This is a genomic window from Streptomyces sp. NPDC048560 (assembly GCF_040650955.1).
Lineage (GTDB): Bacteria > Actinomycetota > Actinomycetes > Streptomycetales > Streptomycetaceae > Streptomyces.
Map to the genome: position 1 here is coordinate 186916 of NZ_JBEZIJ010000006.1, position 13158 is coordinate 200073.

The window sequence follows — 13158 nt, forward strand, 5'->3', positions numbered from 1 at the left end:
CCCCACGCCTGGATCACCGCAGGCCGGAGCGGGCCGAGCAGGGTTCGGAGCAGGCAGGTGCGCTCCGATCAGTGCGAGGTGAGCTGCCCGGTGTCCGAAGGCGTCGGCACCGGCGCCGCGGCATCCGGTGGCTGCTGGGGCCACACGGGGGGCTGCGGCTTCTCGCCGAGCCGCTCCGGGGCGGGTTCCTGCTGCTGCGCGGCCCGTTCCAGGAACCGCAGGAGCTCCACGGGGAACGGCAGCACGAGGGTGGAGTTCTTCTCCGCCGCGACGGCGACCACGGTCTGCAGCAGTCGCAGCTGCAGCGCCGCCGGCTGCTCCGACATCTCCTTGGCGGCCTCCGCGAGCTTCTTGGACGCCTGAAGCTCGGCGTCGGCGTTGATGACCCGCGCGCGACGCTCGCGGTCGGCCTCGGCCTGCCGGGCCATGGAGCGCTTCATCGTCTCCGGCAGGGACACGTCCTTGATCTCGACCCGGTCGATCTGGACGCCCCAGCCCACGGAGGGGCTGTCGATCATCAGCTCCAGCCCCTCGTTGAGCTTTTCGCGGTTGGACAGCAGGTCGTCCAGGTCGCTCTTGCCGATGATCGAGCGCAGCGACGTCTGCGCCATCTGCGAGACGGCGAAGCGGTAGTCCTCCACCCGGATGACGGCACTCGCCGCGTCGACCACCTTGAAGTAGATGACGGCGTCGACCCTGACCGTGACGTTGTCCCTGGTGATGCCGTCCTGGGCCGGCACGGGCATCGTCACGATCTGCATGTTGACCTTGTGCAGCCGGTCGACCCCCGGAACGATCATGGTGAAGCCCGGCTGGCGCACCTCCCGGCGGAGCCGGCCGAGGCGCAGCACGACCCCGCGCTCGTACTGCTTGACGATCCGGGCGGCCGAGGCAAGGTAGACCACGCCTGCCACCCCTGCTCCCACCGCTGCGATCACTAGCTCCTGGACCATCACGGCCCCCTGACAGCCGACCCGAGAAATGCTCCTATTACCACGGTATGCCCTATTCGGATAGTGCCCGAACCTCCGTTCGTGCGGCTGTCGCCCGGCCGGCCGCACACCGGATGCCGGACCGGTGGGGAGCGGGCAGGCTGGCCAGCGCCAGCATGTCTCCGCGACGTAAAGAAGTGCCGGACGAGCAGACGAGGACCCGCCCATGGCCGTGACCGTGCCCGATCGCCACCGCCGACGCCGTCTCGGCATCTCAGCCGGAACAGCGCTCCTGACCCTGACCGTCGCGGGCTGTTCGGGCCTGGGACGCACCGCCGTCGGGCCTGTCATCTACACCACCCCGCGGCACGCCGTGATCTCCGTGAACAGTCCGAGCGTGAAGGGCTGCCACCGGCTGCCGCTGGGGGCCCACGAGGTCCACAACGGCACCCTGGTCGACATCGTGCTCCACCGCACCCGCGACTGCTCCGGTGACGACACCACGTACCTGGCGACCACGCTCACCGACAACACCGAGCCCCGCACCGGCCCCTGGCGCAGCTACACCGTCATCCACTGAGCGCCCGCACCACCGCAACAGAGGGCGCCCCGCCCCGTCGATGACCGCCGGCCGGAACGGCCGCGGGTCGCCGAGGCCGGGGCGCGAAGCGGAGCGCTCACGCACGCCTGTTCAGAAGCGCGAGCAGTCCGGTCGTCCGGTCGTGCCGGTCGCGGGCGATCAGCGCGAACACGAAGACGAGCAGGGCGGGCATGACCGCGAGCGGCGGGTCCAGGAGCGTCAGTTGCACGATCGAGGCGCCCGCCGACAGCGCCGCCAGCGCGATCGCGGCCACTCCTGAGAGCAGCGGGACCAGAAGGGCGACGGCCCCCGCCAGTTCCAGGCCGCCGATCGTGTACATCGCGCCGTCGCCCCAGCCCATCCGGCCGAAGGACTCCACCGCCGACTCGTGCGCCATGAGCTTGGCGGACGCGCTGAAGGCGAAGAAGAAGGCGAGGAGCCACCGGGCCCCGGACAGCGCGAGGGCGCCGCGGCCGCGCTTCGGCCGGGCGGGGGCTGCGGTCCGGGCGGGAGCGGCGGTCTGGGCGGGAGCGGTGGAACGCGTGGTCGCGGACATGACAGAGGTCTCCTCGGGGGTGTGTGAGGCGGAAGGCCCGGGTGCCGCGCTTCCGCGGCGTTTCAAGGAGGTAGACCGGGCCGGGGCCCGGAACTCATCGCCTTCCTGGCCACCGATTCCCTTCTTTCGGGCGCTACTTGGGACGCGCGCGCACCCATACGCCGTCATCGGTGAGATACCTGTCCACCATCAGACCGGCCGCGTCGAGATGGTTCTCGAACTCTTCGACGGAGAGCTCACGGGAGAGGAACGTCTGTGTCCACAGCGCGTCATCGAAGTGGTACTCGGCGCGCACCGAGCGCACCCCGTCCCCCACCGGTTCGGCCGAGACGATCCGTATGGTGCAGCCCGCGTCGACGTCCACACGCTCACGAGGCAGGTTCGTGCCGTAGTCGGCACCCTCCCGCTGGACGAGGACGACCCCGCCGTCCTTGACGTGCCTACGGCAGGTCCGCAGGAGTCCCTCGCGGACCCGGTGGTCGCTCGTGTGCACCAGGAACGACGCGAGCATCACCACGTCGAAGGTCTCCCCGCCGAGATCGAGCGACTCGGCAGGGCTGCGCACGGTGCGCACGCCCTGTACGCACTCCAGCATCTGCGGTGACTCGTCGACGGCTGTCACCCGGAAGCCGCGCGCGGCGAGCGCGTGAGTCACCCGGCCCGCCCCGCAGCCCAGTTCAAGGATGCTCGCCCCAGCGGGCACGGCCGCCTCGATCACATCAGGTTCGTCGCCGACCGACAGCCGGGAGTAGAGCTGCACCGCGCAGCCGTCCGGGGTGATGACGCCGGGCCCCGTCCCTGAGTGCCCCTCACGTATCCGCTGTCCGCTCATGCCGGTCGAACGTGCCGTGGACGGCGCCCGTTCCCGGGCGGCAGGGGCAGGGGACAGGGGGCCGACGGCACGCGCCGGGCCCGGATGGTCACACCGCGTCGCCGCACTTTTCCGCGAAGGGCGGGAGGTCCATGCTGGAGGGGAGGCGATGCGTATGCGTACCGGCAGCGAACCCGCGACCGCCCGCAGCCCGCTGCGGATGCGGCTGGCCCTGGCCCTGTTCGGCCTGGTGTGGACGACTTTCGGCCTGGTGGCGTTCACCCTGACCGACCGGGTCGGATGGGCGGTGGCCTGCGGCATCCTGGTGGCGCTGACCCTCACGGATGTATGCGTAGTCGTCCACCGCATCCGGCAGGGGCCGCACTACCAGCCCGGACCCGACATCCCGCCCTACGAACCGGATCACGGCGGAGGCGGCAGACCGCGCCGCTGAGTCCCGACGCGCAACGGCGCCGCGGACCCGGGCCTCGGCGGGACCGGGGAAGGGACGGGATCAGGCCCGATCGTCGAAGCGGGCGGCCTTCAGGTACTCCGGATTCGGGTCGAGCGCCGCGGCGAGCCGGAAGTGACGGGTGGCCTGCTCAGGACGCCCCGCCCGCTGGAACGTGCGGGCCAGCGCGAAGTGCGCGAAGGCGTTGTCCGGCTCGCGCTCCAGCACGAGCTCGAATTCCAGCTCGGCCGGGCGCAGTTGCGCCGCGGCGAAGAAGGCGCGAGCCCGCAGCAGACGCGCCGCCGTGTTCTCCGGATGGGCGGCTATCACCGAGTCGAGCAGCTTGACGGCACCCCGCGGATCGCGTGCCGCCAGCAGATGCTCGGCAGCACGGAAGTCGATGACATGGGTTTCCGGGTTCCTCTCGGGCACGGTGGCATCCTTCCCCTCACTCGCCCGGTTCCAACGTCCGGCCCGGAAACGGTATTCCGTACGGGCGGGCCCGCGGCCGGGTGCGGATCAGCCGGCCGCCGCTCGCTCCACCAGCTCGGACCAGACCTTGCGGACCTGCGGTTCCAGCGCCTCCAGCGGCCCGTCGTTGTCGATGATCAGGTCGGCGACGGCCCTTCGCTGCTCACGCGTGGCCTGGGCCGCCATCCGCGCGCGCGCATCGGACTCCGTCATCCCGCGCAGCCGTACGAGCCGGTCGAGCTGGGTCTCCGGACCGGCGTCCACGACGACGACCAGGTCGTAGAGGGGCGCGAGGCCGTTCTCGGTGAGGAGCGGGACGTCGTGGACGACGACGGAGCCGGGGCCCGCGGCACGCTCCAGCTCCGCGGAGCGTGCGCCGACCAGCGGGTGGACGATCGCGTTGAGCGCGGCGAGCCGGCCGGGATCGGCGAAGACGATCGCACCGAGTGCGGGCCGGTCCAGGGTGCCGTCGGCGCCCAGGATCCCGGCCCCGAAGGCGTCCACGACGGCCGCGAGCCCGGGAGTCCCGGGCTCGACGACCTCGCGTGCGATCCTGTCGGCATCGATCAGCACGGCGCCGAGGCCGACGAGCAGCCTTGACACCTCGCTCTTGCCGGCTCCGATACCGCCGGTCAGGCCCACTTTCAGCATGAACGGCAGCCTAGGCCCTTTCGTTCGGGTCATGCCAGGCTCACGAGGTCCGGCAGGCACGGTCGCGGCGCCCGCCGGGCCGTCGGGGCCCGGTCAGACGTCGCCCTCGCGCTCCGCGAGGAACCGCTCGAATTCGAGACCGATCTCCTCCGCGGAGGGCAGATCGACGGGCTCCGCCACGAGATTCCCCCGGGTCTCCGCGCCCGCGACCGCGTCGTACTGGTGCTCAAGGCCCTCGACGAGGGTCACGAGTTCCTCGTCGCCCTGCCCGATCTGCCGGTCGATCTCGGTCTGTGTGCGATGTGCCTCCGTACGCAGCGTGTGCGCGACGCTCGGCAGGACCAGGCCGGTCGCGCCGGTGATCGCCTCCAGCGCGGTGAGCGCGGCGTCGGGGTAGGCGGAACGGGCCACGTAGTGCGGTACGTGGGCGGCGACGCCCAGCACGTCGTGCCCCGACTCCATCAGGCGGTACTCGACGAGAGCCTCCGCCGAGCCGGGCACCTGCGCCTCGTCGAACGGGCTGCGGTGGCCTGGCATCAGGTCGGTGCGGTTGCCGTGCGGGGTGATGCCGACCGGGCGGGTGTGCGGGACGCCCATGGGGATGCCGTGGAAGTTGACCGCGAGGCGCACCCCGAGCCGCTCGACGATCTGCTCAACGGCGACCGCGAAGCGCTCCCACTCCGTGTCCGGTTCGGGTCCGGACAGCAGGAGGAAGGGCGCTCCGGTGGCGTCCTGGACGACGCGGACGTCCAGGGTCGGGGCCTCGAAGGACTCCCAGCGGTCGCGCTTGAAGGTCAGCAGCGGGCGCCGGGCACGGTAGTCGACGAGCCGGTCGTGGTCGAAGCGGGCCACGACCTGGTGGGGCAGCGTTTCGAGCAGGCCGTCGACAATCTGCTCGCCGGTCTCACCCGCGTCGATGTATCCGTCGAAGTGGTAGAGCATGACCAGGCCGGCCGACTCCTGGGCGAGCGCCATGTCGACGACGGCCAGGCCCTTCGGCTCCCATTCATACAAACTCTGCGGATCAGGCACGGTTACCGCTCCTCCTCGTATTCCTCCGGAAGAACGCCTCCGGGGGCACGGGCATTCCCAGGCCTGTACCCGTTTCACAGCCGGTCAGCCCGGAACAGGGCCACGCAGCGCGGCAATCAGCTTCCCGGAGCGGCGACATCACGGCCCGTCAGCTTCCCGCCGCCCCATGCGGCTCCCTCCGCCCACCACACCCCCAAGAAACGCATTGGTCCAGACCTTGACATGCTCACACTCGCTCCCTACCGTCACTGGGCAACACGTTCAGTCACACACTCGATGTTCATGTAGGAGAACGACGCAGCTCTCCGACGGGAAGGCACCCCCACATGCGAACCCGCACCTCACTCATCGCACTGCTCGCCACGTCTCTGGCGACCGGCGGCCTCGCCCTGGCCTCCGCCGGCCCCGCGCAGGCCGCCGTCATCGACGTGAGCACGACGGCCCAGCTCAAGTCGGCACTGGCCGCCGCCGCCCCGGGCGACACGATCCGGCTCGCCGACGGCACGTACACCGGCAACTTCAAGGCGACCACCCCGGGCACGGCCACCGCCCGGATCACCCTCACCGGCTCCAGCCGGGCCGTGCTCACGGCGGGCGGCGGCTACGGGCTGCACCTGAACGGCGCGTCCTTCTGGACCGTTCACGGGGTCACCGTCACCGGCGGACAGAAGGGCGTCATGGCCGACGCCGCGAACAGTGTCGTCATCGACTCGGTGACCGTGCACGACCTCGACATGGAGGGCGTCCACTTCCGCAAGTCCAGCCGGAACGGGATTCTCAGGAACTCCCGCGTCTACGACACCGGACACGACGGCCGCGGCATGGGCGAGGGCGTGTACGTCGGCACGGCCGGCGATCTCACCGACCGCAGCGACCGGGCGCAGATCCTGAACAACGTGATCGGCCCCGGGGTGGGCGGCGAGAACATCGACATCAAGGAAGGCACGACCGGCGCCCGGATCATCGGAAACACCTTCGACGGCAGCGGCCTGACCGGAGCCAACTTCGACGACTCCTGGGTCGACGTGAAGGGCAACGACGTCCTCGTCGAGGGCAACAAGGGCTCCCGCACCACCAACAACGGCTACGAGACACACACCCAGCAGAGCGGCTGGGGCTGCGGCACCGTCTTCCGCGGCAACGTCTCCGACCTCACCGGCGCCACCGGCGGCAAGCAGCTCGCCATCAACGTCACCAACAGCTCGGAGAGCTGCCGCACCACCGTGTACGGCAGCAACACCGTGACCGGCGGCAAGGGGCTGACGAACATCACCGTCACGCCGTAATCCCTGGCAGGCCCGGAGACATGAGTGAGGCCCGCCCCCCGAAGGGAGCGGGCCTCACTCAGTGCTCTACAGCTACTGCCGATGAGCGACCGGGGTCAGAGCGTCAGCTCTGGCCGCCCGCCAGCTTCTCGCGCAGCGCGGCCAGTGCCTCGTCCGACGCCAGGGCGCCGGAGTTGTCATCGGACTCCGAGGAGTACGAGCCGCCGCCACCGGTGCCGCCCGAGGCAGCCGGAGCGCTGCCGGCCGGGGCGGCAGCGCCCTCGGCAGCAGCGGCCTCGTCGGCCTCGCGGGACTTGATGACCTGGGCCTGGTGCTGCTCGAAGCGCTGCTGCGCCTCGGCGTACTGGGTCTCCCACACCTCGCGCTGAGCCTCGAAGCCCTCGAGCCAGTCGTTGGTCTCGGGGTCGAAGCCCTCGGGGTAGATGTAGTTGCCCTGGTCGTCGTACGACGCGGCCATGCCGTACAGCGTCGGGTCGAACTCGACCGAGGCCGGGTCGCCACCGAAGGACTCGTTGGCCTGCTTCAGCGAGAGGCTGATGCGACGACGCTCGAGGTCGATGTCGATGACCTTGACGAAGATCTCGTCGTTGACCTGGACGACCTGCTCCGGGATCTCCACGTGGCGCTCGGCCAGCTCGGAGATGTGGACCAGACCCTCGATGCCCTCGTCGACGCGCACGAACGCACCGAACGGAACGAGCTTCGTGACCTTACCCGGGACGACCTGACCGATCTGGTGCGTCCGGGCGAACTGCTGCCACGGGTCTTCCTGCGTCGCCTTGAGCGACAGGGACACGCGCTCGCGGTCCATGTCCACGTCGAGGACCTCGACGGTGACTTCCTGGCCGACCTCGACAACCTCGGACGGGTGGTCGATGTGCTTCCAGGACAGCTCGGAGACGTGCACGAGACCGTCGACGCCACCCAGGTCCACGAAGGCACCGAAGTTGACGATCGAGGAGACGACGCCGGAGCGGACCTGACCCTTCTGCAGGGTCGTGAGGAACGTCTGGCGAACCTCGGACTGGGTCTGCTCGAGCCAGGCGCGGCGGGACAGGACCACGTTGTTGCGGTTCTTGTCCAGCTCGATGATCTTGGCCTCGAGCTCCTTGCCCACGTAGGGCTGGAGGTCGCGGACACGACGCATCTCGACGAGGGAGGCCGGCAGGAAGCCACGGAGGCCGATGTCGAGGATGAGACCACCCTTGACGACCTCGATGACGGTACCGGTGACGATCCCGTCTTCTTCCTTGATCTTCTCGATGGTGCCCCAGGCACGCTCGTACTGAGCGCGCTTCTTCGAGAGGATCAGGCGGCCTTCCTTGTCCTCCTTCTGGAGAACCAGGGCCTCGATCTCGTCGCCGACCTTGACGACCTCGTTCGGGTCGACGTCGTGCTTGATCGAGAGCTCGCGGCTCGGAATGACGCCTTCGGTCTTGTAACCGATGTCGAGGAGAACCTCGTCCCGGTCAACCTTGACGATGACGCCGTCAACGATGTCGCCGTCGTTGAAGTACTTGATCGTCTCGTCGATCGCCGCGAGGAACGCGTCCGCGTCGCCGATGTCGTTGACCGCAACCTGCGGAGTGGTGGCGGTGGTCTCGGTGCTGCTCGTCATGTGGGAAAGGGCTCCGGTACGGACAGTGAGTCGTAGGTACTGCTACGCCGAAAGCCCGTATCGCCTCTGCAGAAGCCGGACAGCCTGGAAAGCGACCAACCCGTTGTGCGGGCGCCGCCTCGACAACCGAGGGGACATACAACAGACGCGAGCGCGGCCTGCTAGGTCTGAGGCGCGCAGGCTCGCAGCGCAACTTGTAGCATACGGGGGCAGCCGGACAGGGTCAATGCGCGAAGGCGCACACCCGGGGCACAACGGCCCATTTCCGGCACAACTCATGTTCAGCGAGGCCACATCGGCCACGGCGATGTGTCGCACGCACCGCCCCCGCGCGTGGCGGGTGAAGGCAAACTACAACGACGGGCACGATGAGCCAAGAGATCCACGGGGCAGAACCGGAAGCGACCCGCCGGAACGCCGGAGAATCGGAAAGCAGCCGGGCAAGTCGCGGCTGGTGGGACCGGAACGCGGACGAGTACCAGAGCGACCACGGGGCCTTCCTGGGGGACGACCGCTTCGTCTGGGGACCGGAAGGACTCGACGAGGCCGACGCGGCGCTGCTGGGCCCCGCCGGGTCACTGAAGGGCCTGGACGTCCTGGAGATCGGCGCCGGCGCCGCCCAGTGCTCCCGCTGGCTGGCCGCGCAGGGCGCGCGCCCGGTGGCCCTGGACCTCTCCCACCGCCAGCTCCAGCACGCGCTGCGCATCGGCGAGGGCCTCCCCCTCGTCGAGGCGGACGCGGGGAAGCTGCCGTTCCGGGACGCGTCCTTCGACCTCGCGTGCTCGGCGTACGGCGCGGTGCCGTTCGTCGCCGATCCGGTGCAGGTGTTCCGGGAGGTGCACAGGGTGCTGCGGCCAGGTGGCCGGTGGGTGTTCTCGGTGACCCACCCCATCCGCTGGGCCTTCCCCGACGAGCCCGGCCCCGAGGGGCTGTCGGTCGCCGCCTCGTACTTCGACCGTGTCCCCTACGTGGAACAGGACGAGGAGGGCAACGCCGTGTACGTCGAGCACCACAGGACGCTCGGGGACCGGGTCCGGGACGTGGTGGCGGGAGGCTTCAGGCTGGTCGATCTCGTCGAGCCCGAGTGGCCCGCGTGGAACAGCCAGGAGTGGGGCGGCTGGTCCCCGCTGCGCGGCAATCTCATCCCCGGGACGGCGATCTTCGTCTGCGAACGGGACTGACGCCTCCGCCGCGTGGGGCGGCCGGTGCCTCCCGGGCGTACGGGCCGCAGGCGCGGCGTACGAGACTGGGGGCGTGATCCGTACCGACGCGCTGGACCAGCTGCCCGTACGCACCGCCGTGCCCGCCCTGGAGCGGGCCCTCGACGAGCGGGGCGTCGCCGTGCTCTGCGCGCCGCCCGGCACCGGCAAGACGACCCTCGTCCCGCTGGTCCTGGCCGGGCTGACCGGTCCGGGACCGGCGCGGCGGGTCGTGGTCGCGGAACCCCGGCGGATCGCTGCACGGGCGGCGGCACGGCGGATGGCCTGGCTGCTCGGGGAGCAGCCGGGCGGCCGGGTGGGGTTCACGGTCCGCGGGGAGCGGGTGGTGGGGCGCGACACGGTGGTGGAGGTCGTCACCACGGGGGTGCTCCTCCAGCGGCTCCAGCGCGACCAGGAGCTCGCCGGGACCGATGTGGTGATCATCGACGAGTGCCACGAGCGGCACCTTGACGCGGACACGGTCGCCGCGTTCCTGCTCGACGTACGGGCCGCGCTGCGCCCGGATCTGCGGCTCGTGGCCGCGTCGGCGACGACGGACGCGCAGGGCTGGGCGCGGCTGCTGGGCGACGCCCCGGTCGTGGAGGCCCACGGCGTGTCGCACCCGGTCGAGGTCGTGTGGGCGCCGCCCGCCCGGCCGGTGAGGCCGCCGCACGGGATGAGGGTCGATCCGGCGCTGCTGACGCATGTCGCGTCGGTGGTACGCCGGGCGCTCGCGGAGCGGGACGGGGACGTGCTGTGTTTCCTGCCCGGGGTCGGGGAGATCGGGCGGGTCGCCGGGCAGCTCGGCGGGGTGGCCGCCGAGGTGCTCCAGGTGCACGGGCGGGCTCCGGCCGCCGTGCAGGACGCGGTGCTGGCCGGCTCGTCCGGCGTGCGGCGGGTGGTGCTGGCGACATCCGTCGCCGAGTCGTCGCTGACGGTGCCGGGGGTACGCGTCGTCGTCGACTCGGGCCTTGCCAGGGAGCCCCGTACGGACCATGCGCGGGGCCTGAGCGCCCTGACGACCGTACGGGCCTCGCAGGCGGCGGGACGGCAGCGGGCGGGGCGGGCCGGGCGCGAGGCCCCGGGCGCCGTGTACCGGTGCTGGGAGCAGGCGGAGGACGGCCGGCTCGCGCGGTTCCCTTCGCCGGAGATCAAGGTCGCCGACCTCGCGGCGTTCGCGTTGCAGGCGGCGTGCTGGGGAGATCCGGACGCCTCGGGGCTCGCGCTGCTCGATCCGCCGCCCGCCGGGGCGATGGGCGCGGCCCGGGAGGTGCTGACGGCGGTGGGCGCCGTGGACGCCGCGGGGCGGGTGACGGACCGGGGCGTACGCATGTCCCGGCTGGGCCTGCACCCCCGGCTGGCACGGGCCCTGCTGGACGGCGCGGCGGAGGTGGGCGGGCGGCGGGCGGCCGAGGTGGTGGCGCTGCTGAGCGAGGAGCCGCCCCGGGAGTACGGGGACGACCTGGCGGCGGCGCTGCGTACCGCGCGGCGGGGACAGGACGGCTATGCGGCGCGCTGGCGGCAGGAGGTGCGGCGGCTGTCGTCCTCCCTGGGGTCACCCAAGGGGGAGGGCCATGGATCCGACGACGCCGCGGTCGGCCTGGTCGCGGCCCTGGCATTCCCGGAGCGGGTGGCGCGGGCGCGGGGTGAGGGAGCGTTCCTCATGGCGTCGGGGACGGGGGCGGAGCTCGGGGCGGGTTCGCGGCTCCGCAGCGCGCCCTGGCTGGCGGTCGCGGTCGCGGACCGGCCGGCGCACTCGGCGTCCGCCCGCGTACGGCTGGCGGCCGTCGTCGACGAGGACACCGCACGGCTGGCGGCCGGGCACCTTCGGTTCTCGGGCGAGGAGGTCCGCTGGGTGGACGGCGATGTCGTGGCCCGTTCCGTGGAGCGGCTGGGGGCCGTCGAGCTGTCGGTGCGCGCGCTGAAGCAGCCGAAGCCGGAGCTGGTGCGCGGGGCGCTGGTGGAGGGCCTGCGGCGCGAAGGGACCGGGCTGCTGCGGTGGACCCGGGACAGCGAGCAGCTGCGGTCCCGGCTCGCCTTCCTGCACCAGGAACTGGGGGCGCCGTGGCCCGACGTGGCGGACGAGGCCCTGCTGGCCCGCACCGAGGAGTGGCTCGAACCCGAGCTGTCGCGGGCGCGGCGCCGTTCGGACCTGGCGCGGATCGATGCCGGTCAGGCCGTGCGGCGGCTGCTGCCGTGGGCGACGGGCGAGGCGGCCCGGCTCGACGTACTGGCACCCGAGCGCATCGAGGTGCCGAGCGGGTCCCGTATCCGGGTGGAGTACGGCGGGGCGCAGCCCGTACTCGCGGTGAAGCTCCAGGAACTGTTCGGACTGCGGGAGACGCCCAGGGTCGCCGGGGTGCCCGTACTGGTCCACCTCCTGTCCCCCGCCGGGCGTCCGGCGGCGGTGACGGCGGATCTGGCGTCGTTCTGGCGCGAGGGCTACAAGGCGGTGCGGGCCGAGCTGCGCGGCCGGTATCCGAAGCATCCGTGGCCCGAGGACCCGACCACGGTCGAGGCGACCCGTTTCACGTCGGCGCGGCTCAGGCGGGAGTAGCCTCCGGCCCCGGCGAGGGTGCGCCGGTGCGGCGGGAGCGGGCCTCGAGCCAGAGGGCGAGCGCCAGGAGTCCGGCGGCCAGGACCAGGAAGCCCCAGGGCAGGTACGAGGTCAGCAGGAGGATCAGGACGCGCTGGGACTTCACCAGCTCGACGGTGTCCACGATGTAGTCCTCGCGCATCTTCACGTGCCCGGCGAACGCGGTGACGGTGTCCTGCGACATGCCCATCTTCTTCGCGTCGCGCAGCTCCTCGCGGTGGATCTCCTCGCCGTTGACGGGTGCTCCGGTGACCGGGTCGACCCAGAACATCCGCTTGGTGGTGTACCAGCGGGTCATGCCCGTCTCGGCCACCTGCGCCGCGGTGACGCCCTCGATGGGCATCTTCTTCGGCATCGGCACCCGGGTCCACGGGATGGTCTGCTCGAAGTAGTAGACGTCCATGCCGCGGAACGTGCGGGTGCCCTTGTAGTGGATGGGCGAGGTCGTACGGCTCTGGGCGTCGAAGTACTCGTAGTCACGTTTCTCGGTGAGGAACGGCCACTTGTACTCGATGCCCTCGCGTCGGACCGGATCTCCGTCGACCATTTCACCGGTCGCGTGGACGGGGGCCTGGCTGTGGGCGTCGAAGATGTAGCGCTCGGGGATCTGGGAGACCATCTTGCCGTCGGGGCCCTCGATGTAGGAGAGCGAGTCCCAGACGACCACATCGCGTCCGGCGCTGCGCTCGATCCGCTCGGACTCCTCCACGTTGCCCTTGAGGGTCTGCACGATGGTGACCTTCTCGACCTCCTCGGACCTGAGGGTGGCGTAGTCGAGGAGGGTGGCGGGCTTCGCCTCCAGGACCATCTCCTGGTACTGGCTCGGCGGGACCTTCGCCAGCCTCGGAAAGGCGTACCAGCGCAGCAGCGGTGACATGGCGGCGAAGAAGACGGCGAAGGCCAGGAGTACGAGGCCGGCTCGGCGGCGCATGGTGGTGTCCTCCCTCTGTGTGCAGCCCGGACGCGGCCCGCGGC

The 13158-nt window shown here is 71.2% G+C and carries 13 protein-coding genes; 5 read left to right on the plus strand and 8 right to left on the minus strand.

The genetic code is table 11. The features are described 5' to 3' along the window. Positions 1 to 68 precede the first annotated feature (68 nt). Positions 69 to 953 (minus strand): slipin family protein, encoded by an 885-nt coding sequence (locus AB0C82_RS18040; RefSeq protein ID WP_362842543.1) that lies wholly within the window; start codon positions 951 to 953, stop codon positions 69 to 71. A gap of 205 nt (positions 954 to 1158) precedes the next feature. Between AB0C82_RS18040 and AB0C82_RS18045 the strand changes: the two genes are divergently transcribed. After that, on the plus strand, positions 1159 to 1512 hold the full coding sequence (locus AB0C82_RS18045) for a hypothetical protein (RefSeq protein WP_362842546.1): 354 nt from the start codon (positions 1159 to 1161) through the stop codon (positions 1510 to 1512). Between the two features lie 97 nt (positions 1513 to 1609). Here AB0C82_RS18045 and AB0C82_RS18050 read toward each other — a convergent pair whose 3' ends face one another. Next, positions 1610 to 2068 carry a DoxX family protein gene (locus AB0C82_RS18050; RefSeq protein WP_362842548.1) on the minus strand — a complete coding sequence of 153 codons (459 nt, stop codon included), beginning with the start codon at positions 2066 to 2068 and terminating at the stop codon, positions 1610 to 1612. 133 nt (positions 2069 to 2201) lie between these two features. Then, positions 2202 to 2900, minus strand: coding sequence for a class I SAM-dependent methyltransferase (locus tag AB0C82_RS18055; protein ID WP_362842550.1), 699 nt, complete (start codon positions 2898 to 2900; stop codon positions 2202 to 2204). A 148-nt stretch (positions 2901 to 3048) separates the two neighbouring features. Between AB0C82_RS18055 and AB0C82_RS18060 the strand changes: the two genes are divergently transcribed. Beyond that, the gene (locus AB0C82_RS18060; RefSeq protein WP_362842553.1) at positions 3049 to 3333 is read left to right on the plus strand and encodes a DUF6343 family protein; all 285 of its coding nucleotides are present in this window, start codon (positions 3049 to 3051) and stop codon (positions 3331 to 3333) included. 60 nt (positions 3334 to 3393) lie between these two features. Here AB0C82_RS18060 and AB0C82_RS18065 read toward each other — a convergent pair whose 3' ends face one another. The 3 genes from AB0C82_RS18065 to AB0C82_RS18075 all read right to left on the minus strand — a co-directional run bounded on the left by AB0C82_RS18065 (position 3394) and on the right by AB0C82_RS18075 (position 5484). Continuing rightward, the gene (locus tag AB0C82_RS18065; RefSeq protein WP_362842556.1) at positions 3394 to 3762 is read right to left on the minus strand and encodes a tetratricopeptide repeat protein; all 369 of its coding nucleotides are present in this window, start codon (positions 3760 to 3762) and stop codon (positions 3394 to 3396) included. An 87-nt stretch (positions 3763 to 3849) separates the two neighbouring features. Further along, positions 3850 to 4452 (minus strand): dephospho-CoA kinase, encoded by a 603-nt coding sequence (gene coaE / locus AB0C82_RS18070; RefSeq protein ID WP_362842559.1) that lies wholly within the window; start codon positions 4450 to 4452, stop codon positions 3850 to 3852. 93 nt (positions 4453 to 4545) lie between these two features. Continuing rightward, positions 4546 to 5484, minus strand: a complete 939-nt coding sequence (locus AB0C82_RS18075; RefSeq protein ID WP_362842561.1) for a PAC2 family protein — start codon at positions 5482 to 5484, stop codon at positions 4546 to 4548. Positions 5485 to 5810: 326 nt separating this feature from the next. Between AB0C82_RS18075 and AB0C82_RS18080 the strand changes: the two genes are divergently transcribed. Beyond that, positions 5811 to 6770, plus strand: a complete 960-nt coding sequence (locus tag AB0C82_RS18080) for a right-handed parallel beta-helix repeat-containing protein (protein WP_362842563.1) — start codon at positions 5811 to 5813, stop codon at positions 6768 to 6770. A gap of 103 nt (positions 6771 to 6873) precedes the next feature. On the opposite strand, the gene rpsA is transcribed toward AB0C82_RS18080, so the two are convergent. Further along, positions 6874 to 8388, minus strand: coding sequence for a 30S ribosomal protein S1 (rpsA, locus tag AB0C82_RS18085; protein ID WP_362842566.1), 1515 nt, complete (start codon positions 8386 to 8388; stop codon positions 6874 to 6876). 368 nt (positions 8389 to 8756) lie between these two features. Between rpsA and AB0C82_RS18090 the strand changes: the two genes are divergently transcribed. Continuing rightward, positions 8757 to 9569 carry a class I SAM-dependent methyltransferase gene (locus AB0C82_RS18090; protein WP_362842569.1) on the plus strand — a complete coding sequence of 271 codons (813 nt, stop codon included), beginning with the start codon at positions 8757 to 8759 and terminating at the stop codon, positions 9567 to 9569. A 73-nt stretch (positions 9570 to 9642) separates the two neighbouring features. After that, complete coding sequence (gene hrpB / locus AB0C82_RS18095) at positions 9643 to 12144, plus strand: ATP-dependent helicase HrpB (RefSeq protein WP_362842571.1); 2502 nt, start codon at positions 9643 to 9645, stop codon at positions 12142 to 12144. Here hrpB and AB0C82_RS18100 read toward each other — a convergent pair. Beyond that, positions 12131 to 13114, minus strand: a complete 984-nt coding sequence (locus AB0C82_RS18100) for a DUF3068 domain-containing protein (protein WP_362842574.1) — start codon at positions 13112 to 13114, stop codon at positions 12131 to 12133. The genes hrpB and AB0C82_RS18100 overlap by 14 nt on opposite strands. Positions 13115 to 13158 lie beyond the last annotated feature (44 nt).